Here is a 15,491-nt window from a genome sequence, read left to right on the forward strand (position 1 = left end):
AGGAGGACTTCCATGAAACAGCGATTGACCTTTCTCTTTGTCGCTAGTGCGATCCTCGCGGTTGTACTTGCTCTGTTATGCAACTGGTACTTCCCGGATCTGGTTCCGCTTGCGTCGACCGAGCCGGCGACGACAGGCTGGCGGCTTGACGCGGCCTTTGCCGTCTCCGCGCTCAGATGGACCGCGGCGTTCGTGGCGGCAGCCTCTGGCCTGTCGTTGCTGCTGATGACCTTCACCAACCGGAACGCCAAAGTCCGCTAGAACGCGAGTTGCCCGTCTGATCTTGATGCCTGCCATGCCTCGAAGGTCGGCTCTTTGGAGCCGACCTTTGACGTCATGGAACGCCGCTGCCGACGTGTTCCTTGTGAGATGAGCACACGAGCCGTTACCTTTCAGGCACAGTTCGATGTCTCCGCCGGCTAGGATCTCAGCCGCCGACCCCAGAGTGGCTTGAGCAGTTCAAGGATTACCAGCATCGCCACTCCCGGTCCGAGCGCGATCATCAGATCGCCCGGATGCAGAGGACCGAACCGAAACAGGGTAGATGCTGGAGGCCAGAGCAGCGCGGTGACGAGAGTGCCTGCGACCGAAAGCAGGATCGCGGCCAGCGCTGGATTTGGCCGCAAGAAAGCGGACAGGAATGAGGCACTGAACGATCGATTGACCAGGACAAGACCGACAATCGATCCGATGAGGGCGAAGAAGGCCAAGGCTCTCGCCTCATCTGCAGGCATGCCAATACGAAATGCGATGACGAACGGGATTGCGACAAGTGCAAAAATCAAGGCACCTTGAAGAAGGCTCCAGCCAACCAACGCCCAAGTAAACAGAGCGCTGTCGGTCCGCCTGGATGGGCGAGCCATGATGTCGCGCTCCTCGCGCTCGGCCTCGAACACGAGTGAGCAAACGGGATCGATGATCAGCTCCAGAAATGCGATGTGAACGGGGCCGAGAATCAAAGGTAATCCGAAAGCCAGGGGAAGCAGGGCGAGCCCTGCGATTGGAACGTGGACAGCGAAGATAAAAGCCATCGCCTTTCGCAGATTGTCGTAGATGCGTCGACCCAGGCGGATGGCCGAGATGATCGCGCTGAAATCGTCGTCAAGCAGCACAATGGAGGACGCCTCGCGCGCGACGTCCGTTCCGCGCCCGCCCATCGCGATGCCGATGTGGGCCGCTTTCAGGGATGGAGCGTCGTTGACGCCATCGCCGGTCATCGCAACGATCTCGCCGTTCTGCTTCAACGCCTGCACGATGCGGAGCTTCTGCTCCGGCAGTACGCGCGCAAACACGTTCACCCGCCTGACGTGCTCCGCAAGCTGCAGGTCATCCATGAGCCTGATCTGATCCCCTGTAAGCACGTCATGGACATCTAGCCCCGCCTGCTTCGCAATTGCGGTCGCGGTTGCCGGATAATCGCCTGTGATCATAGCGACGCGAATTCCCGCTGAGCGGCATTCACGCACCGCACCGGGCACGCCGGAGCGAAGCGGATCGGCGAATCCGACGAGTCCGAGGAAGCGAAATGCGAAGGCTTCTTGCGAGCAAGGAAGCTGGCTGCCCTTAAGCACGGCCGCCGCGACCCCGAGCACACGGAGCCCTTGCTCCGCCATCAAGCCGACGGCATTTCTCATCGATTCTTGGTCTGCACGACTCAACCGGCAGAGACGCGCGATCGCCTCAGGCGCTCCTTTAGCTGCAACGACGCATTCCTCCGCAATGGATGACCGCCAGACCTGGGTCATGGCCAGGAGTTCTTGCCGGAGTCCGTACGTGCGTACCAGCTGCCGGTGAGCATCCGGTCCGCTGTTTTCCTTCCAGGCGTCGCCGGCAAGGGCGTGCAATGCCCGCTCCATTGGATCCAATGGCTGAGGCGAGCTGGCAAGGACGCCGTAGCGTAGCATCTTCGAGAATTCGGGCCCTATGCAACCCGGATTCGTAGACTTGGGACGCATGCATGCACCATCGAGCAACCGCAATTCTACAACTGACATTTCATTCAGCGTCAGAGTACCGGTCTTGTCTGTGCATAAGACCGTGGCGGAGCCCAACGTCTCAATTGCGGCCGCCCGGCGCGTCAGCACGCGGACTTTCGAAATGCGCCACGCGCCCATGGCCATGAACACGGTGAGCACCACACCAAATTCTTCCGGCAGCATGGCATGCCGATTGCGACGCCGCCGAGCAATGCCTGCAGCCAGTCTCCGCGCAACATCCCGTAAAGCAGCACAGCAACAATGCTGACCGCAGCGCCACCGAAGAAGCAAAGCCGCACCAGCCTCGCTGTCTGCTGTTGAAGCCGCGGCGGCTCCGCCTGCAGCGCACCCAACGACACTCCGATCTTTCCGATCTCACTTTGCCGCCCGGTGGCCGTGACTCGGGCGGTGCCCTCGCCCCGCACGACGAGCGAGCCGGAATACACGAACGGCTGATCGTCGCCGCCCGGCCGATGCTCAGCCACGGCGTCCGTCTCTACCACCTGCTTGCGAACGGGTACAGACTCGCCTGTTAGCAGGGACTCATCGACCTGCAGATCATGACCGTCGAGGAGCACAGCGTCGGCTGGCACGCGATCACCGTCGCCAAGGATAATGAGCGATACGCCGACGTATCCCATCCCGCATCACGAGGGCTCGCGGACTGGTCAGGTCGCGCAAGGCTTCCAACACGCGTTCGGTCCGTGTCTCCTGCACGATCGTGATCACGATCGACATGGCGCCAAAGCCAAGGAGCAGCAGTGCCTCCTTGAGATCACCAAGCAGGAGGTAGATCAGTCCACCGCACAGAAGGAGCGCGAGCATCGGCTCGCGCAGCACTTCCAGCACGATGCGTACGGGAGTGCGCCGCTCAGGACTCGGAAGCTCATTGTACCCTTCGATCCGAAGCCGGGTCGTGGCTTCGGCTTCGCTCAGTCCTATGAGGTCTATGGCACTCACGTCTTCCGCCACAGGCTCCAGAAGCTTCCGCCCAGCAAAAGCGCGGTGACAAGCAGAATGGCCACGAATGTCTGGATGATGTCAAAGTTCAGGGAATCGCGCGCTACGAACAGCGCGGTGACAGATCCCACGAGGACGAAGAGGATGCGAAGGATGATGCTCACGACTCTCTCCTAGAGGTCCAACATTGTTCAAAGCTCGCCAGCCAAGGGGGGCGTAGCTCGATCCTCGATCTCGCTGGTGCGGCATTTACTCTAGGGGTCCGCGCCGCGGGAGGAGTTGCGGCAAATCAAACTGCCTGAGTGCTTGTGCCCGCGAGATCAATGCTGGAGAACATACTGACCTGGCGCATCATCGAGCGGCGGCCCCCTCTGGGGCCCATGAAGCGATGTTCTCGACGGCTCCCAGGTTCCCGAATACGCGGTAAGAAAGCGAACCCACTCCAGCCACCAGGATCCGTCGCGATTCACCGCCTTCCGCAGCCACTCGTCGGGGCCGACATAGTGTTGATCCGCCTTCTTCTCCAACAACTGATAGCTGTGCCCCTCCTCCGATAGCGGAGCAACGATGCCGGCGTTGTGCCCGCCGCTCGCCAGCACGAAGGCGATATCGGCATCCGCGAGCAAGTGAATCTTGTGAACAGACCGCCAGGGCGCGACGTGATCACGGACCGTGCCCACCACAAACATAGGCGCGCGAAGTTCGGAAAGTGCTATCGGCTGCTCGTCCGCCAGATACCGGCCCTCGGCAAGGTCGTTGTTGAGAAAAAGCTTGCGTAGATAGTCCGAATGCATCCGGTAGGGCATGCGGGTCGCGTCCGCGTTCCATGACATCAGGTCACTCGGTGCGGTGCGATCGCCCATGAGATAGTCGCGGACCAGGCGCGACCAGATCATGTCGTTCGACCGCAGCAACTGGAACGCACCGGCCATCTGCGCCGTCTCGAGCACGCCGCGCTGCCGCATCATGTCCTCCAGGAACGCAATCTGGCTTTCATTGATGAAGAGCGTCAGCTCGCCTGCATCGGTAAAATCGACCTGGGCCGCCAGCAGCGTCACCGACCGGAGGCAATCAGGCCGCTCCCTTTGCAATCGGGCCGCGGCAATCCCTAGCAGGGTGCCACCGAGGCAGTAGCCTGCCGCATGGATCGCGCGTTCAGGGGCAAGCTGATTGATCACGTCGATGGCCGCGTCGACCCCAAGCTTGCGATAGTCCTCGAGACCAAGATCGCGATCGGCTGGCCCCGGATTTCGCCATGAGATCATGAACACGGTGAAGCCGCGCTCGACCAGGAAGCGCACCAGCGAGTTCTCGGGCGAGAGATCAAGAATGTAATATTTCATGATCCAGGCTGGCACGATGAGCACTGGCTCCGGGCAGACGTCCGTGGTCGCGGGCGCGTATTGAATGAGCTCGATCAGCTCATTGCGGTAGACGACCTTCCCCTTGGTCGTGGCTACATCCTTGCCGACCACGAAAGGCGGAGGCTCGGAGGGCTTGCCGCTCAGCAGGTCGCGGCAATCTTCCAGCCAGTTATGCCAGCCCGACACGAAGTTGCCGCCACCCGAATCCATCGCCCGCCGCAGCACCTCTGGATTGCTGAACGCAAAGTTGGACGGCGCCACCACATCGAGGCATTGGCGGACAGTGAAATCCACAATTTCCGAATTTCCTTTCGAGACGCCGCGCAGGCCGCTGGTCGCCGAATGCCACCATTGCTCTCCCAGCAGGAACGCCTGTGCTATGACGTTAAAGGCCGGCAATGTCCAATCCTGGCCGGCAAAACGGTTGTCACCCGGCTGTGGCTTGACCATGAACCAGGGCTGCCAGGCAGCATGCGGCGTCGACACCATGCGCGCGAAGCGCGAGCCCTCAGCAACTGCGTTCAGCGCCAGCTGAAGCCGTTTACCGGGTGACGCCGCAAGATGGAGTTGCCAGTCGGCGAAAGCGAGCGCGAGGCTGGCCGGTGAAAGTCCGCCGGTCCATCGCGCCATGGTCGCATGAACCAGTTGGTCGATCGATTCGGCACCCGTCAATGGCTTGCTTTCGAACGTTGCTGAAGCGGGCATACTGGCCCCCGTCACATCGTCGTTAGCTGGAGATGTGGGCTGGTCGAGAACCGCTTGGACTGTCATCGCTCGTCTCCTTGCTCGAGCGGGATGGGCTCGGGCGCACCCTGTCTCTCCGTCTGGCAATTGGTCCGACGCAGCCTCTCCTACTTAGCCGAGGCGGAACCGCTTCCGGCCCAGCGCCACGATCTCGCCGTCCGTCGGATGATCGCTCGGCTCAACGTGCAGGTTGAGGTTGGGCCGTTCCGCCGTGAGATATTGCATCAGCTCAACCTTCTCGATCCCCGGACCGATGACGAGCAAATCGCTGCAACCGCTCACGGCCTCCTCTACCCGGGCGAGGAATGTCGCGTCGACCGGGACGCGGCCATCGCCGATCGTATTCGTCTTGTGATGCAGATGCTGCGACGCCAAATGCGCGTGGACGGCCGTCGTGCTGACGCCTGTCAACCCGATGCCGAAAACCTTCGCAACAAGGTGATCGATCCAAACGACAGCATGCGCATGTGACTGCAGGGTCGTCTCGCTCATGAAGTAACTCCGGTGCTTTCTTTCTCTGCTTCTCTCAATCGGCGCGCCAATGCCGCAAGCAGCTCCCTGCGACTGACAATGCCAACGACGGTTCCGGCGCCGAGCACCGGAATCTGAGCGACATTGTAGACATCCATCTGCGCGACGACGTCCTCGATCGATGCCTCGGCATCGACGGTGATCGGCGAGCCACTCATGAGCGAGCCGACCTGCAGCGTGCGCATGCGTTCGCGTTCAGGTGTATTCTCCGCAATGCCAAGCAGAGACTCCAGCCAGTTTCCTGACGGCGGGCTGATGTCAAGCTCATCGCGGTGAAGGAAATCCCCCTCCGAAACCATGCCGACGAGGTCGCCGGCGTCGTCGATCACCGGTAGGCCGCGCTGATCGGTCTCAAGCAGCAGCTCGATGGCATCGAGCACGGTGGCAGTCGGCTTGATCGTCGCGAACGAACTGCGCATCACATCGGTGGCGAGCATTGTCATCTCTCCTATTCAACACATGTGTTGGCCGCCATTGATCGACAGCGTCGATCCGGTGATGAACCCTGCTTCGTCGGCAGCAAGAAACGCGACGGCACGGGCAATCTCCTCCGGCTGCCCCAACCGCCCGACCGGGATCTGCGGCAGAATGGAATTCTGCATGACATCGGCCGGCACCGCGGCCAGTATCTCGGTGTTGATGTAGCCCGGGCAGATCGCATTGACCGTGATACCGAACCGCGCGCTTTCGAGCGCCAGTGCACGGGTGAAGCCGAGCTCGGCGGCTTTCGCCGCGGCATAATTTGTCTGGCCGATCTGGCCCTTCTGCCCATTGATCGACGAAATGTTGATGATCCGCCCGAACTTGCGGGCCCGCATGCCCTCGATGAGGGGTCGGCACATGTTGAATAGCGAATCGAGATCGGTTCGTATCACCGCGTCCCATTGCGGCTTGGTCATTCGATGCAGTGTGGCGTCGCGCACGATACCGGCGTTATTGACCAGGATGTCGATCGGGCCCAGCGCCGCCTCCACCTCGCGCACGCCGGCTGCACAGGCCTGAAAGTTCGCGACATCCCACTGGAATACGGGAATTTCGGTCTGATCCTGAAACGACCACGCGGCTCCCGCATTTCCAGCATAGCAGGCCGCAACCCGGCATCCGGCGGCAGCGAGGGCACGCGAAATCGCGGCGCCAATTCCTCTGCCTCCACCCGTAACCAATGCGACGCGCGCCATGCCGGCTCCTCCAAGCTGGGTACAACATTTGCGCGAAGTACACGCTCAATGAATTGATCTCGCTCAATCAGAATCCCCGACCGCATATGAGGCAGATCAAATTGCTCCGCCTCGACCGGTGCTTTGATAGCACTTGCTCTTCCAACCCTTTGGAGAACGGCCCATGTTCAAGAACATCCTGGTGCATATTCCGACGGAGTTGTCGCCACGTCCCGCGGTCGACGGATCGGTTTCGCTCGCGCTCGGCACCGGTGCGCATCTCGACGCAATGGCGATCGGCTACGAGACCGCTAGCGTACCGTTCGTCGTTGAAGGCGGTGCGGCGGTCGCCTCCCTGTTCGAGGCTGAACATGAGCAGGCCCTCGAACGCGCCGAGGTTGCGCTGCGCATCTTCGATATCGAGGCACGGAATGCGGGGATATCGTACGCGACCCGCGCCGTAGGTGCGCTCCCCATCGATGCGCGGGAGATGATCTGCGCGAGCGCGCGACTGCATGACCTGACCGTGGTGGTGCAGCCGCTGGGCGAATATAACAGCTACGACAATGTGATCCCGCGCGAGCTCTTGTTCCAGGCCGGGGGTCCTGTTCTGTTCATGCCCTATACGTTCCACGGCGCGTTCTCGGCGAAGCGAATCGGGATCTGCTGGGATGGCAGCCGGCTTGCCGCCCGCGCGCTGCATGACTCGATGCCCCTATTGCACGCAGCCGACGCTCTCGTGGTCATCACCATTGATGGCCCTGACCCAATCCCCTCGGAAAGCTCCACCGACCATTTGGTCCGATATCTTGCAAGGGCCGGTCTGCCGGCCAAGATCACGTCGTTGTCGGCGTCCAAGTCCGAGGTTCAGTCAATCCTACTGTCGATCGCGGCGGATGAAAGCCTTGACCTTCTTGTGATGGGCGGATACGGCCACTCCCGCCTGCAGGAAACCCTGCTCGGCGGCGTGACGCGCGACATGCTGCGCACGATGACCGTCCCAGTCCTGATGTCTCACTAAGCGCGAGCCGAACTGTGAAGCATCCAGCCGGGACATTTCAGAGCCATATCGCTCGTGGCTTCGTGGGCATCAGCGCGATCTGCGCCGCGCTGACTCCAGCCGCTGCGGACCAAGAGCAAGGCCGTCGCCTTGCGCAGCTCTACTGCGCCCGCTGCCATGCTATCGATCGGGTGAGCCCGAGCCCGCTGAGGATAGCACCTCCGTTCCGGACATTGCACGAACACTATCCAGTCGAGATGCTGCAGGAATCGCTGGCGGAGGGAATCGTCACCGGCCATCCGACCATGCCCCAGTTCAGCTTCGAGCCGGACCAGGTGGGCGACTTCATTCTGTTCTTGAAATCTCTCGAGCGGGGCCAGACGGACCGTTGAGCCAGGTCAATGCGCGGATCGCACAAAGCCTCATTGTTCAGGCTTCAACACGGAGGTCCGACATGCGCGCGCATCAGATCATGACCAAGCATATCATCGCCGTCAGTCCGCACACCAAGATCCTGGATGCGGCCAACATCATGCTGCGATGCCACCTCAGCGGTCTGCCGGTGATGGACGAAGACGGCACGCTCAGGGGTATGGTGTCCGAGGGAGATTTCCTGGAACGCGGCGAGATCGGCACAGGACACAAGCGCTCGGCATGGCTGGAGCTATTCACCGGCGTGGGTCGCGCTGCGACCGATTTCGTGCACGAACGCGGCCGCAAGGTCGAGGATGTCATGGCGACGAACCCGATCACCGTCGAGGAGCAGACACCACTCGACGAGATCGTGCATCTGATGCACAAGCATGGCGTGAAGCGGGTGCCGGTCGTGAACGGCAAGACCATGGTCGGAATCGTCACCCGGGCGGACATCCTGCAGGCCGTCGCATCGCTGGCGCGCGAAGTTCCCGATCCGACCGCCGACGACAGCCATATCCGTGAACGGATCCTGCGCGAAATCAACGCCACCGGCTGGCGGCCGGCCGGCTTCCAGGTCTGGGTACGCAACGGCGCCGTGCATCTGCACGGCCTGATCTTCGATGAACGAGCTCGTCAGGCCGCGATCGTGCTCGCCGAGAACACCTCGGGCGTCAGGGAAGTCCACGATCATCTCTGCTTCGTCGACGGCTACTCCGGCTACTACGTGGAATCGCCGGAAGACGTCAAGGCGGCTAGCTGATCAGATCGAGGAGCCGCACATGGCAATGAGTACACTGCTTGTCGTCTCAGCCGTCTGTCTCGTCTTCGCGATCTTTGCGCTCGTGCTCGCCTTGACCGATCGCAACACGACGCGCTGGCGTCAGGAACAGGACCGAGCCAGCACACGCGCTGCCTATCCCGATAAGAACGGGACCTAGCAGCGCTTTTTGCCTCGCGCGCCGAGACACTGATGTCTCGCCGTGCGGCCACCATTCATTGCCCTGCACTCCCCGGAGCTACGTACAAATACGTAAGTGGCTTCTACTTAGGGGAAATATCCAAATTTCCTGATCCACGAGATGCGATCAATCTGCCTCCATCGATCTTCCCATTCATGGAGCGTCGCCATGCAGACCCAGAACGCCATTTCTTTCGAGAACAGCCGTCACCCGACCAGCATCCTCAGCCGGCAGGCGCGCGTTGAAGGGCCCTTCGGCATGATTGGGACGCCGATGCGGTTCGCCCGCAACAGCGAAATTTACGGCGAGGACGAGGCCGCGGAATACCTCTATCAGGTCGTTTCCGGCGCCGTCCGAACCTACAAGATTCTGGAAGACGGACGTCGCCAGATCGGCGCATTCTATCTGCCCGGGGATATTTTCGGATTCGAGGCCGGCGAGACCCATATCTCCTCGGCCGAGGCCGTCTCCGAGACGCGGGTCATCGTGGTCAAGCGCGCCGCGCTCATGGTCCGTGCGACCCACGAAAAGGATCTGGCACGCCAACTCTGGGATGCGACGGCCCAGGAACTGCGTCGCTTTCAGGAGCATCTGATGCTGCTGATCTGCAGCGCTGAAGATCGTGTCGTCGGCTTCCTCCACGACATGGCGCGCCGCGCCGTCAAGAATGCGGCGATCGAGCTTCCGATGTCGCGGCAGGATATCGCCGACTATCTCGGTCTGACGATCGAAACGGTGTCACGCACCTTTACCCAGCTCGAGCAGAACGGCGTGATCTCCCTTCCGACCTCGCGTCGGGTGGAACTGCGCAACCGCGCGATGTCGAACCGGAACATGGCGGCGTAAGCGAAGGGCGCGCCAGGCTTCGATAATCGGCCGCAAGTGAGAGGCTAGGAATAGGATGCGGTCGAACCTGGCGATCACCTATGGGCAGGACAAGCTGCCGCGCTACACCAGCTACCCCACGGCTCCGCATTTTTCTGCGGCGGTCAGCGAGGTTGATTACGGGGCATGGCTCAAGTCAGTTCCAGCTCGGCGGCCAGCCTCGATCTACCTGCACGTGCCGTTTTGCCGGTCGATGTGCTGGTACTGCGGGTGCCACACTTCCATTACCAGCCGCGACGAACCGGTCGCCGTTTACGCCGCCGGCCTTCGCACCGAAGCGCATCTCGTTACGGAAGCGGTCGGTCAGCGATTGCCCGTCTCCCACATCCATTTCGGTGGCGGCACCCCGACGATCATGACGCCCGAAACCTTTGCCGACCTCGTCAGCTCGCTACGCTACTCGTTTTTCGTGAAGCCCGACGCCGAAATCGCCGTCGAGATCGATCCACGCACCCTGACCGAGCCGATGGCGGAAGCATTGGGGTACAGCGGCGTCAACCGTGCGAGCCTTGGTGTCCAGAGCTTCGATCCTGTCGTCCAGCACGCCATCAATCGGTCGCAGAGCCTTGAGCAGACCGCGGAAGCGGTCGAGCGGCTGCGCCGTGCCGGCGTCGGCCGCATCAACTTCGACCTGCTCTACGGCCTGCCCGCTCAGACTGTCGCTTCCTGCCTGAATACCGTCGACACATGCGTCGCGCTGCGGCCCGACCGGCTTTCCGTGTTCGGATACGCCCATATTCCCTCCTTCAAGAAGCACCAGCGCATGATCGACGAGGCGTCACTGCCGGATAGCCTCGAGCGCCATCGTCAGTCCGAAGCAGTCGCGCAGGCGCTGATCGATGCCGGATACATCAGCATCGGCCTCGACCATTTCGCGCTCCCCGACGACAATCTGACCATCGCAAAGCGCGAGGGCCGGCTGCGGCGTAACTTCCAGGGCTACACGGATGATTCTGCCGAGACCCTGATAGGCCTCGGCGCCAGCGCAATCGGCCGCATGCCGCGGGGCTTCGTGCAGAACGCAGTTGGGACACGCGACTATCTTGCACGCATTGCTGAGGACCGGCTTGCCACCGTCAAGGGCTACATGCTGACAGCGGAGGACCGTTTCCGAGCCGACATCATCGAGCGCATCATGTGCGACATGGCCGTCGACCTGCCGGGAATGTGCCGCCGGCACCGCTGGGATCCTGGTTCGGCCGTCGTCGACCGTTCCCGGCTCGACAGGCTGATCGCGGACGGCGCGGTGACGATGAGAGGTGACCAGCTCCTGATCAACGATGATGCGGAGTTCCTGGTCCGAAGCGTCGCCTCGGCGTTCGACGCTTACCTCGGTCGCGCCACGGCCCGGCATAGCCGAGCGGTCTAGATTGCGACCGGCGGGACCCGGTCCGCACCCTCTACAGCAGTTTCGGATGTTGGCGGCTTCGTTTGCCGATCCAGGCCATGCATGTCGCAAACAGAACGAGCGTCGCAATCCCAGCGGCGCTGGTCACAAACTGCGCCGCGATACTGTCGGACACTTCGATGAGATACAAACTCACCAACAGGGAGAGCAGCTTCGCCGCATACATTGTTGATCGCGATGGCCACATTGCCAATCGCATCGACTTGCTTTGCATCGACGAAGCAGCCGCTAGGGAAAGCGCTAAAGCCCTCGCTAACGACAATCAGATCGAACTGTGGGACGGTGATCGCCTAATTGCAGAATTCAAGCCGATGAAGTGGTCGCGCTTAAACCGCTATGCCATAGACCCAAGAAGGAGCAAGCGCTTGGGCCAGAAGTAACAGCTTTGCCAATTTCTGTTGGACCCTTCACCAGCGTGGTAAGTTGTTTTTCATCACCGGCCAAGGCTCTGTTCGTGGGCGTCGGTGTGACCGAGAGACCGAGCGCGCTCCCGCCTGCACAAGGGAGCGTGGCTATGGCCGACAGACACCAAATTTATCGCGTCTATGACGACGCCTTCGCAATCAGGAAGCAGCAAGCCTGATCGAGAAGTCAAGCAGCGCTGCTTCGCATCGCCCCGCCGGACATATTCCTAGGCCCGTAAGTCACAAGAGCCGTCTCCACGAGATAAAGAGTGCCCATCTTGGGTCGCGTCTCCAACGGCGTAGAGATCGTTGGAACCAACCGCTGTCACCCGCGTACTGGTCTCTGATCAGAGGTTTGGTCATGGACGAGCCACCATCCGAACTGTTCGCGCGGCAGAAAGGGCGATGGCCGAAAGCAGAGTGTTGTCGGATCAGAACCGCTATGCGAACGCCTACAGCGCTTTGACCGGACGCTCGATGATGGACGACGACCAGCTCGACAGGCGCCGCAGCCGCCACTACCGCCGGGTTCGAGAGGGCGCGATCGGAAAAGTTGCGAATGCCGGGACCTGCATTCCTCATGCGAGGATGGATCAGCCAATCACCTCTCTGGATCAAGCACCGCCGGCGCCTCAAGCGCCCACCCCCGCACCTTCGCCAAGCCCAAAGCCATAGTGCCAACAAAACGAGGTAGTCCGCGAGGGCGCCCCGTCGTCAGCTTGCTCCTGATACGATTGAGCTCGCGCTCCACTATGGGATCGCTCGTGGCGACGGTTCCGGCGCGCACCGCACAGCCCCGCAAGGCGCGCTGGGGTCGTCTCATGTAGATCTGCCAGCGCGGTGTTCCTGCGATGATTTCAGTATCCGCATTCTGCGCAGTGCTTGCTGACGAATTTTATATTGCGCCCCTATCGCAACGAAATCGCCATCGAGACGCTGGTTTCCATTGTCGGAATTCGCTTAAGCCCTCGCAGCGAAGATATTCGAGATTTATCCACCAGCGCTTTTCGTGAGGGTTATAGGTTGCGAAATCATGCTATGCTGCGGGTATCGCTTTGCAAATCGCGGCGATGTAGTGCCGTACCTCAGGCGGTCGATCGCTGATGTAGTGTGGGTCACAAGAATCCTGCTTGTTCATTGAACCAGCGACAGCTTGCAGAGTACTGCAGGCAAGCAAGATGAGATCCAGCAACCCTGTTTGGGCTGCCATCATAATTCTCCTCCCGCGAGCCAGCCAGCGCCTGCCTTCCTCACAGGCCCGCTAAGGTTGCTGAGGCCGCTCGACAAAAAATGCCGCCTCAGTTGGCGGCCGTTTTCATGTGGTCCGTTGTGTCTCTGATAGCGGCACGACAGCGGACATTACCAGAGGTCTGAGTTGTCGCTGAGTGCACTATCCAGAATTGGTCAAGTGTACCGACCCTTGTAAACTCTTCTGGCGTGACGTGGGGTGTCAAGCGTAACGTTGTACAAACTGTTCGGGCGGGGAGAGACGGATGATCTCTGCTTGTTGGTTTGCCGTTTGGATCGCGTGCTTCGGCTTCGGAATAGCCGTGGTGTACCGGACAGGGCTCCGTATTGAACGTTGGTCTCGCACTCTCGGCTTGGCCTTCCTCGTACTCATTGGCCCTTCAGTTCCGATCTTAGCTTGGCTCGTCGCCGGTCAGATCGCAACTGTAGAGCAGGCCAGTTGCGAAGAGTTAGACCCAGCGGCGGACCGACTGAACGGCATGTCATCATCCGAATTTCGCGTGCGCTGTATTGCAACCCAAGACAACTCGGAATGGCTTGCTCGTCGCAAAATATGAAAACTGGCAGCACGTCGCCATGGGTCCCTCAACTTTAGCTATGCCCCGTTAAGCGACCGAGGTCGCGTAGCGCTGCAATATGTCGCGAAGGGGCACACGCGGTAATGCCCTCGCGGATTGTAAAGGCTTTCGCATGGTCGCCAAGCCCGCACCCGGATCGTTCCTCGGCCAAGGCCGAATACCGGGCCGGTAAGCCGCTTTCTATTCGTTTCGTGGGTCCTTCTTGCTCAGACGGCGAAGACGAAACGTGTGCCCGTGTAGGAGCGCAGGATCTTGTTCGGCATCTCGGCCTTGGCCATTTCGTAGAATGGCTCACCAGTGCAGTGCAGAGGAATGACGTAGTCGATTTCGATAGCCTTCAGCGCTGTGATCGTCTCGCGCACATAGTCCTCCTTGTAGGGCGCGAGGTGGAACCCACCGATCACCGCATGAACCTTGCTGATACCCGAAGCTGCTTGGGCTTGTTTGATTGCGTTGATTACCCCGCGATGGCTGCAAGACGTCAACACGATCAATCCACGGCCTTTTAGATTGAATGCGGTGGCGATCTCGTGCCGGAACTGGTCCGGGATGACAGTCTTCGTCCGTTCGTCCTCCGGAAGCTTGTCGGCATAGCATCCAATGCCGTGATCCACGCCGATCTTCATGGCGCTGGGGGATAGCAGCTTCTCAAAGCTCGTTTGACCGATGTGCCCCGTGGTGAAGCCGTGATCGGCGACCAGTGCCGGCCCTTCCGCATAGGTCACCGCAACATTGGCGCCTTCCAGTGCCTTGCGATCCAAGGCTCCGAAGTCGCCGCGCACCGGCGGAGCCGTCCATTCGCGGGAGCAGAATGCGTCCTCGCCCCCGACGTAAATCGGTAGCTTGGCTTTCAGCTTGCCGTTGTTTTGTTTCAGGAAACCGGCGAGACCACCAAAGTGATCGTAGTGACCGTGGCTCAAGACAAGGGCATCCAGCGCGGCCGGATCGATGCCTACGAGATTGGCGTTGTTGACGAGCGCGTCTGGCGTGAAGCCGAAATCGACCAAGACATGTCGTGTTTCGCCGCCGTGCCGTGTCTCGACGTGCATCGACAGTCCGAACTCACTGATCAAGGTTTTGCCGGGCGGCTTGGTACCGCCGATGCCCCAGCCGAAGTGTTCAATCTCAACATTGGAAACCTTCCGGCTCGGCGCGACAGCGAATTGGTAGCTATCGACGAGAACGCGCACTGCCACACGATCGACCTCCGGAACGTTACCGGCGACCGTTTCTGCGCGTACCGGTTTTCCGCTGCCGATCAGCGTCGCCACGATGGCGCTGAACAAGGCAGCACCGCCGCCGCATACTACATCGCGTCGATGAATTGCGTTGCATTGGCAAATTTGCATGATCAAATCCTCCCTTTGCGTGGCCTTTGCTGCCGCAAGGCATCACGCCGGAAACGCACTCCAGGCGGAGGCGTTGGAGTGCCGAACACACCAGCGTCTGGCAGCCCGCACACCGAGGATTGGATGCATCCTATCCCGCGCGGGAAAGTGTGGCGAGTCGCATCGGTCCGGTTCGGGTTACAAGGCGATATCCCTGACGTCGGTTGCGTGTCTGCTTCGCTCCTGAAAGTGGTCGTTTCAGATTTATGAGAACGCGCCGATTGACCAATCGATAGCGCGGCTCGCCGCCCTAGAGACAACTCCTAGCCACTTCCCGCATGTCTGATTCCGCGGGAAGATGCGCCATGGCTCCGAAACACCAGCCACCCCCTCGCCGGCCGCCGTCCTATTCGCATTGGCCGCACCCTGTCCCGTCGCAAGCAGTGTTGCGCTCGGTGACCGGTGGCAATGCAGCAAGGCCGGACTTGTCTTCACGACTTGCCGCCAGATCCCGCCGGCTTGATCGGCTCGC

At 60.8% G+C, this 15,491-nt stretch carries 14 protein-coding genes and 1 pseudogene; 8 read left to right on the top strand and 7 right to left on the bottom strand.

Annotation, left to right across the window (positions count from 1 at the left end; translation table 11 throughout):
- Positions 1 to 12: 12 nt before the first annotated feature.
- On the top strand, positions 13 to 261 hold the full coding sequence (locus tag QA639_RS37250) for a hypothetical protein (RefSeq protein WP_028332759.1): 249 nt from the start codon (positions 13 to 15) through the stop codon (positions 259 to 261).
- 158 nt (positions 262 to 419) lie between these two features.
- Here the strand turns inward: QA639_RS37250 and QA639_RS37255 are convergent.
- The 6 genes and pseudogenes from QA639_RS37255 to phbB all read right to left on the bottom strand — a co-directional run bounded on the left by QA639_RS37255 (position 420) and on the right by phbB (position 6,753).
- A pseudogene (locus tag QA639_RS37255) lies at positions 420 to 2,948 on the bottom strand (cation-translocating P-type ATPase).
- Complete coding sequence (locus tag QA639_RS37260) at positions 2,933 to 3,100, bottom strand: hypothetical protein (protein WP_283088607.1); 168 nt, start codon at positions 3,098 to 3,100, stop codon at positions 2,933 to 2,935. The pseudogene QA639_RS37255 and the gene QA639_RS37260 overlap by 16 nt, the downstream one beginning before the upstream one ends.
- A gap of 156 nt (positions 3,101 to 3,256) precedes the next feature.
- Positions 3,257 to 5,071 carry a PHA/PHB synthase family protein gene (locus tag QA639_RS37265; RefSeq protein WP_428841117.1) on the bottom strand — a complete coding sequence of 605 codons (1,815 nt, stop codon included), beginning with the start codon at positions 5,069 to 5,071 and terminating at the stop codon, positions 3,257 to 3,259.
- 84 nt (positions 5,072 to 5,155) lie between these two features.
- Positions 5,156 to 5,536 (bottom strand): hypothetical protein, encoded by a 381-nt coding sequence (locus tag QA639_RS37270; protein WP_283088608.1) that lies wholly within the window; start codon positions 5,534 to 5,536, stop codon positions 5,156 to 5,158.
- A complete protein-coding gene (locus QA639_RS37275; RefSeq protein WP_283088609.1) occupies positions 5,533 to 6,012 on the bottom strand; it encodes a CBS domain-containing protein in 480 nt (159 codons plus the stop codon). Before QA639_RS37275 ends, QA639_RS37270 begins: the two co-directional genes overlap by 4 nt.
- A 15-nt stretch (positions 6,013 to 6,027) precedes the next feature.
- Positions 6,028 to 6,753 carry an acetoacetyl-CoA reductase gene (gene phbB, locus QA639_RS37280; protein ID WP_283088610.1) on the bottom strand — a complete coding sequence of 242 codons (726 nt, stop codon included), beginning with the start codon at positions 6,751 to 6,753 and terminating at the stop codon, positions 6,028 to 6,030.
- 163 nt (positions 6,754 to 6,916) lie between these two features.
- Here phbB and QA639_RS37285 point away from each other — a divergent pair, with 163 nt between their 5' ends.
- The 7 genes from QA639_RS37285 (at position 6,917) to QA639_RS37315 (ending at position 11,781) form a co-directional block, all read left to right on the top strand.
- Entirely contained in the window at positions 6,917 to 7,753 is an 837-nt protein-coding gene (locus QA639_RS37285) for a universal stress protein (protein WP_028332765.1), read from the top strand.
- Positions 7,754 to 7,815: 62 nt separating this feature from the next.
- A complete protein-coding gene (locus tag QA639_RS37290; protein ID WP_283090689.1) occupies positions 7,816 to 8,124 on the top strand; it encodes a c-type cytochrome in 309 nt (102 codons plus the stop codon).
- A 62-nt stretch (positions 8,125 to 8,186) separates the two neighbouring features.
- On the top strand, positions 8,187 to 8,909 hold the full coding sequence (locus QA639_RS37295) for a CBS domain-containing protein (protein ID WP_283088611.1): 723 nt from the start codon (positions 8,187 to 8,189) through the stop codon (positions 8,907 to 8,909).
- A gap of 19 nt (positions 8,910 to 8,928) precedes the next feature.
- On the top strand, positions 8,929 to 9,087 hold the full coding sequence (locus QA639_RS37300) for a hypothetical protein (protein WP_283088612.1): 159 nt from the start codon (positions 8,929 to 8,931) through the stop codon (positions 9,085 to 9,087).
- Between the two features lie 189 nt (positions 9,088 to 9,276).
- Positions 9,277 to 9,954: a helix-turn-helix domain-containing protein gene (locus QA639_RS37305; RefSeq protein ID WP_028332768.1), complete on the top strand. Its 678-nt coding sequence runs from the start codon at positions 9,277 to 9,279 to the stop codon at positions 9,952 to 9,954.
- Between the two features lie 55 nt (positions 9,955 to 10,009).
- Entirely contained in the window at positions 10,010 to 11,362 is a 1,353-nt protein-coding gene (gene hemN, locus QA639_RS37310; RefSeq protein WP_283088613.1) for an oxygen-independent coproporphyrinogen III oxidase, read from the top strand.
- A 158-nt stretch (positions 11,363 to 11,520) separates the two neighbouring features.
- Positions 11,521 to 11,781 carry a hypothetical protein gene (locus QA639_RS37315; protein WP_283088614.1) on the top strand — a complete coding sequence of 87 codons (261 nt, stop codon included), beginning with the start codon at positions 11,521 to 11,523 and terminating at the stop codon, positions 11,779 to 11,781.
- A gap of 2,056 nt (positions 11,782 to 13,837) precedes the next feature.
- Here QA639_RS37315 and QA639_RS37320 read toward each other — a convergent pair.
- Entirely contained in the window at positions 13,838 to 14,917 is a 1,080-nt protein-coding gene (locus tag QA639_RS37320; protein WP_283088615.1) for an MBL fold metallo-hydrolase, read from the bottom strand.
- Positions 14,918 to 15,491 lie beyond the last annotated feature (574 nt).

Source organism: Bradyrhizobium pachyrhizi, from assembly GCF_029714545.1.
GTDB lineage: Bacteria > Pseudomonadota > Alphaproteobacteria > Rhizobiales > Xanthobacteraceae > Bradyrhizobium > Bradyrhizobium pachyrhizi.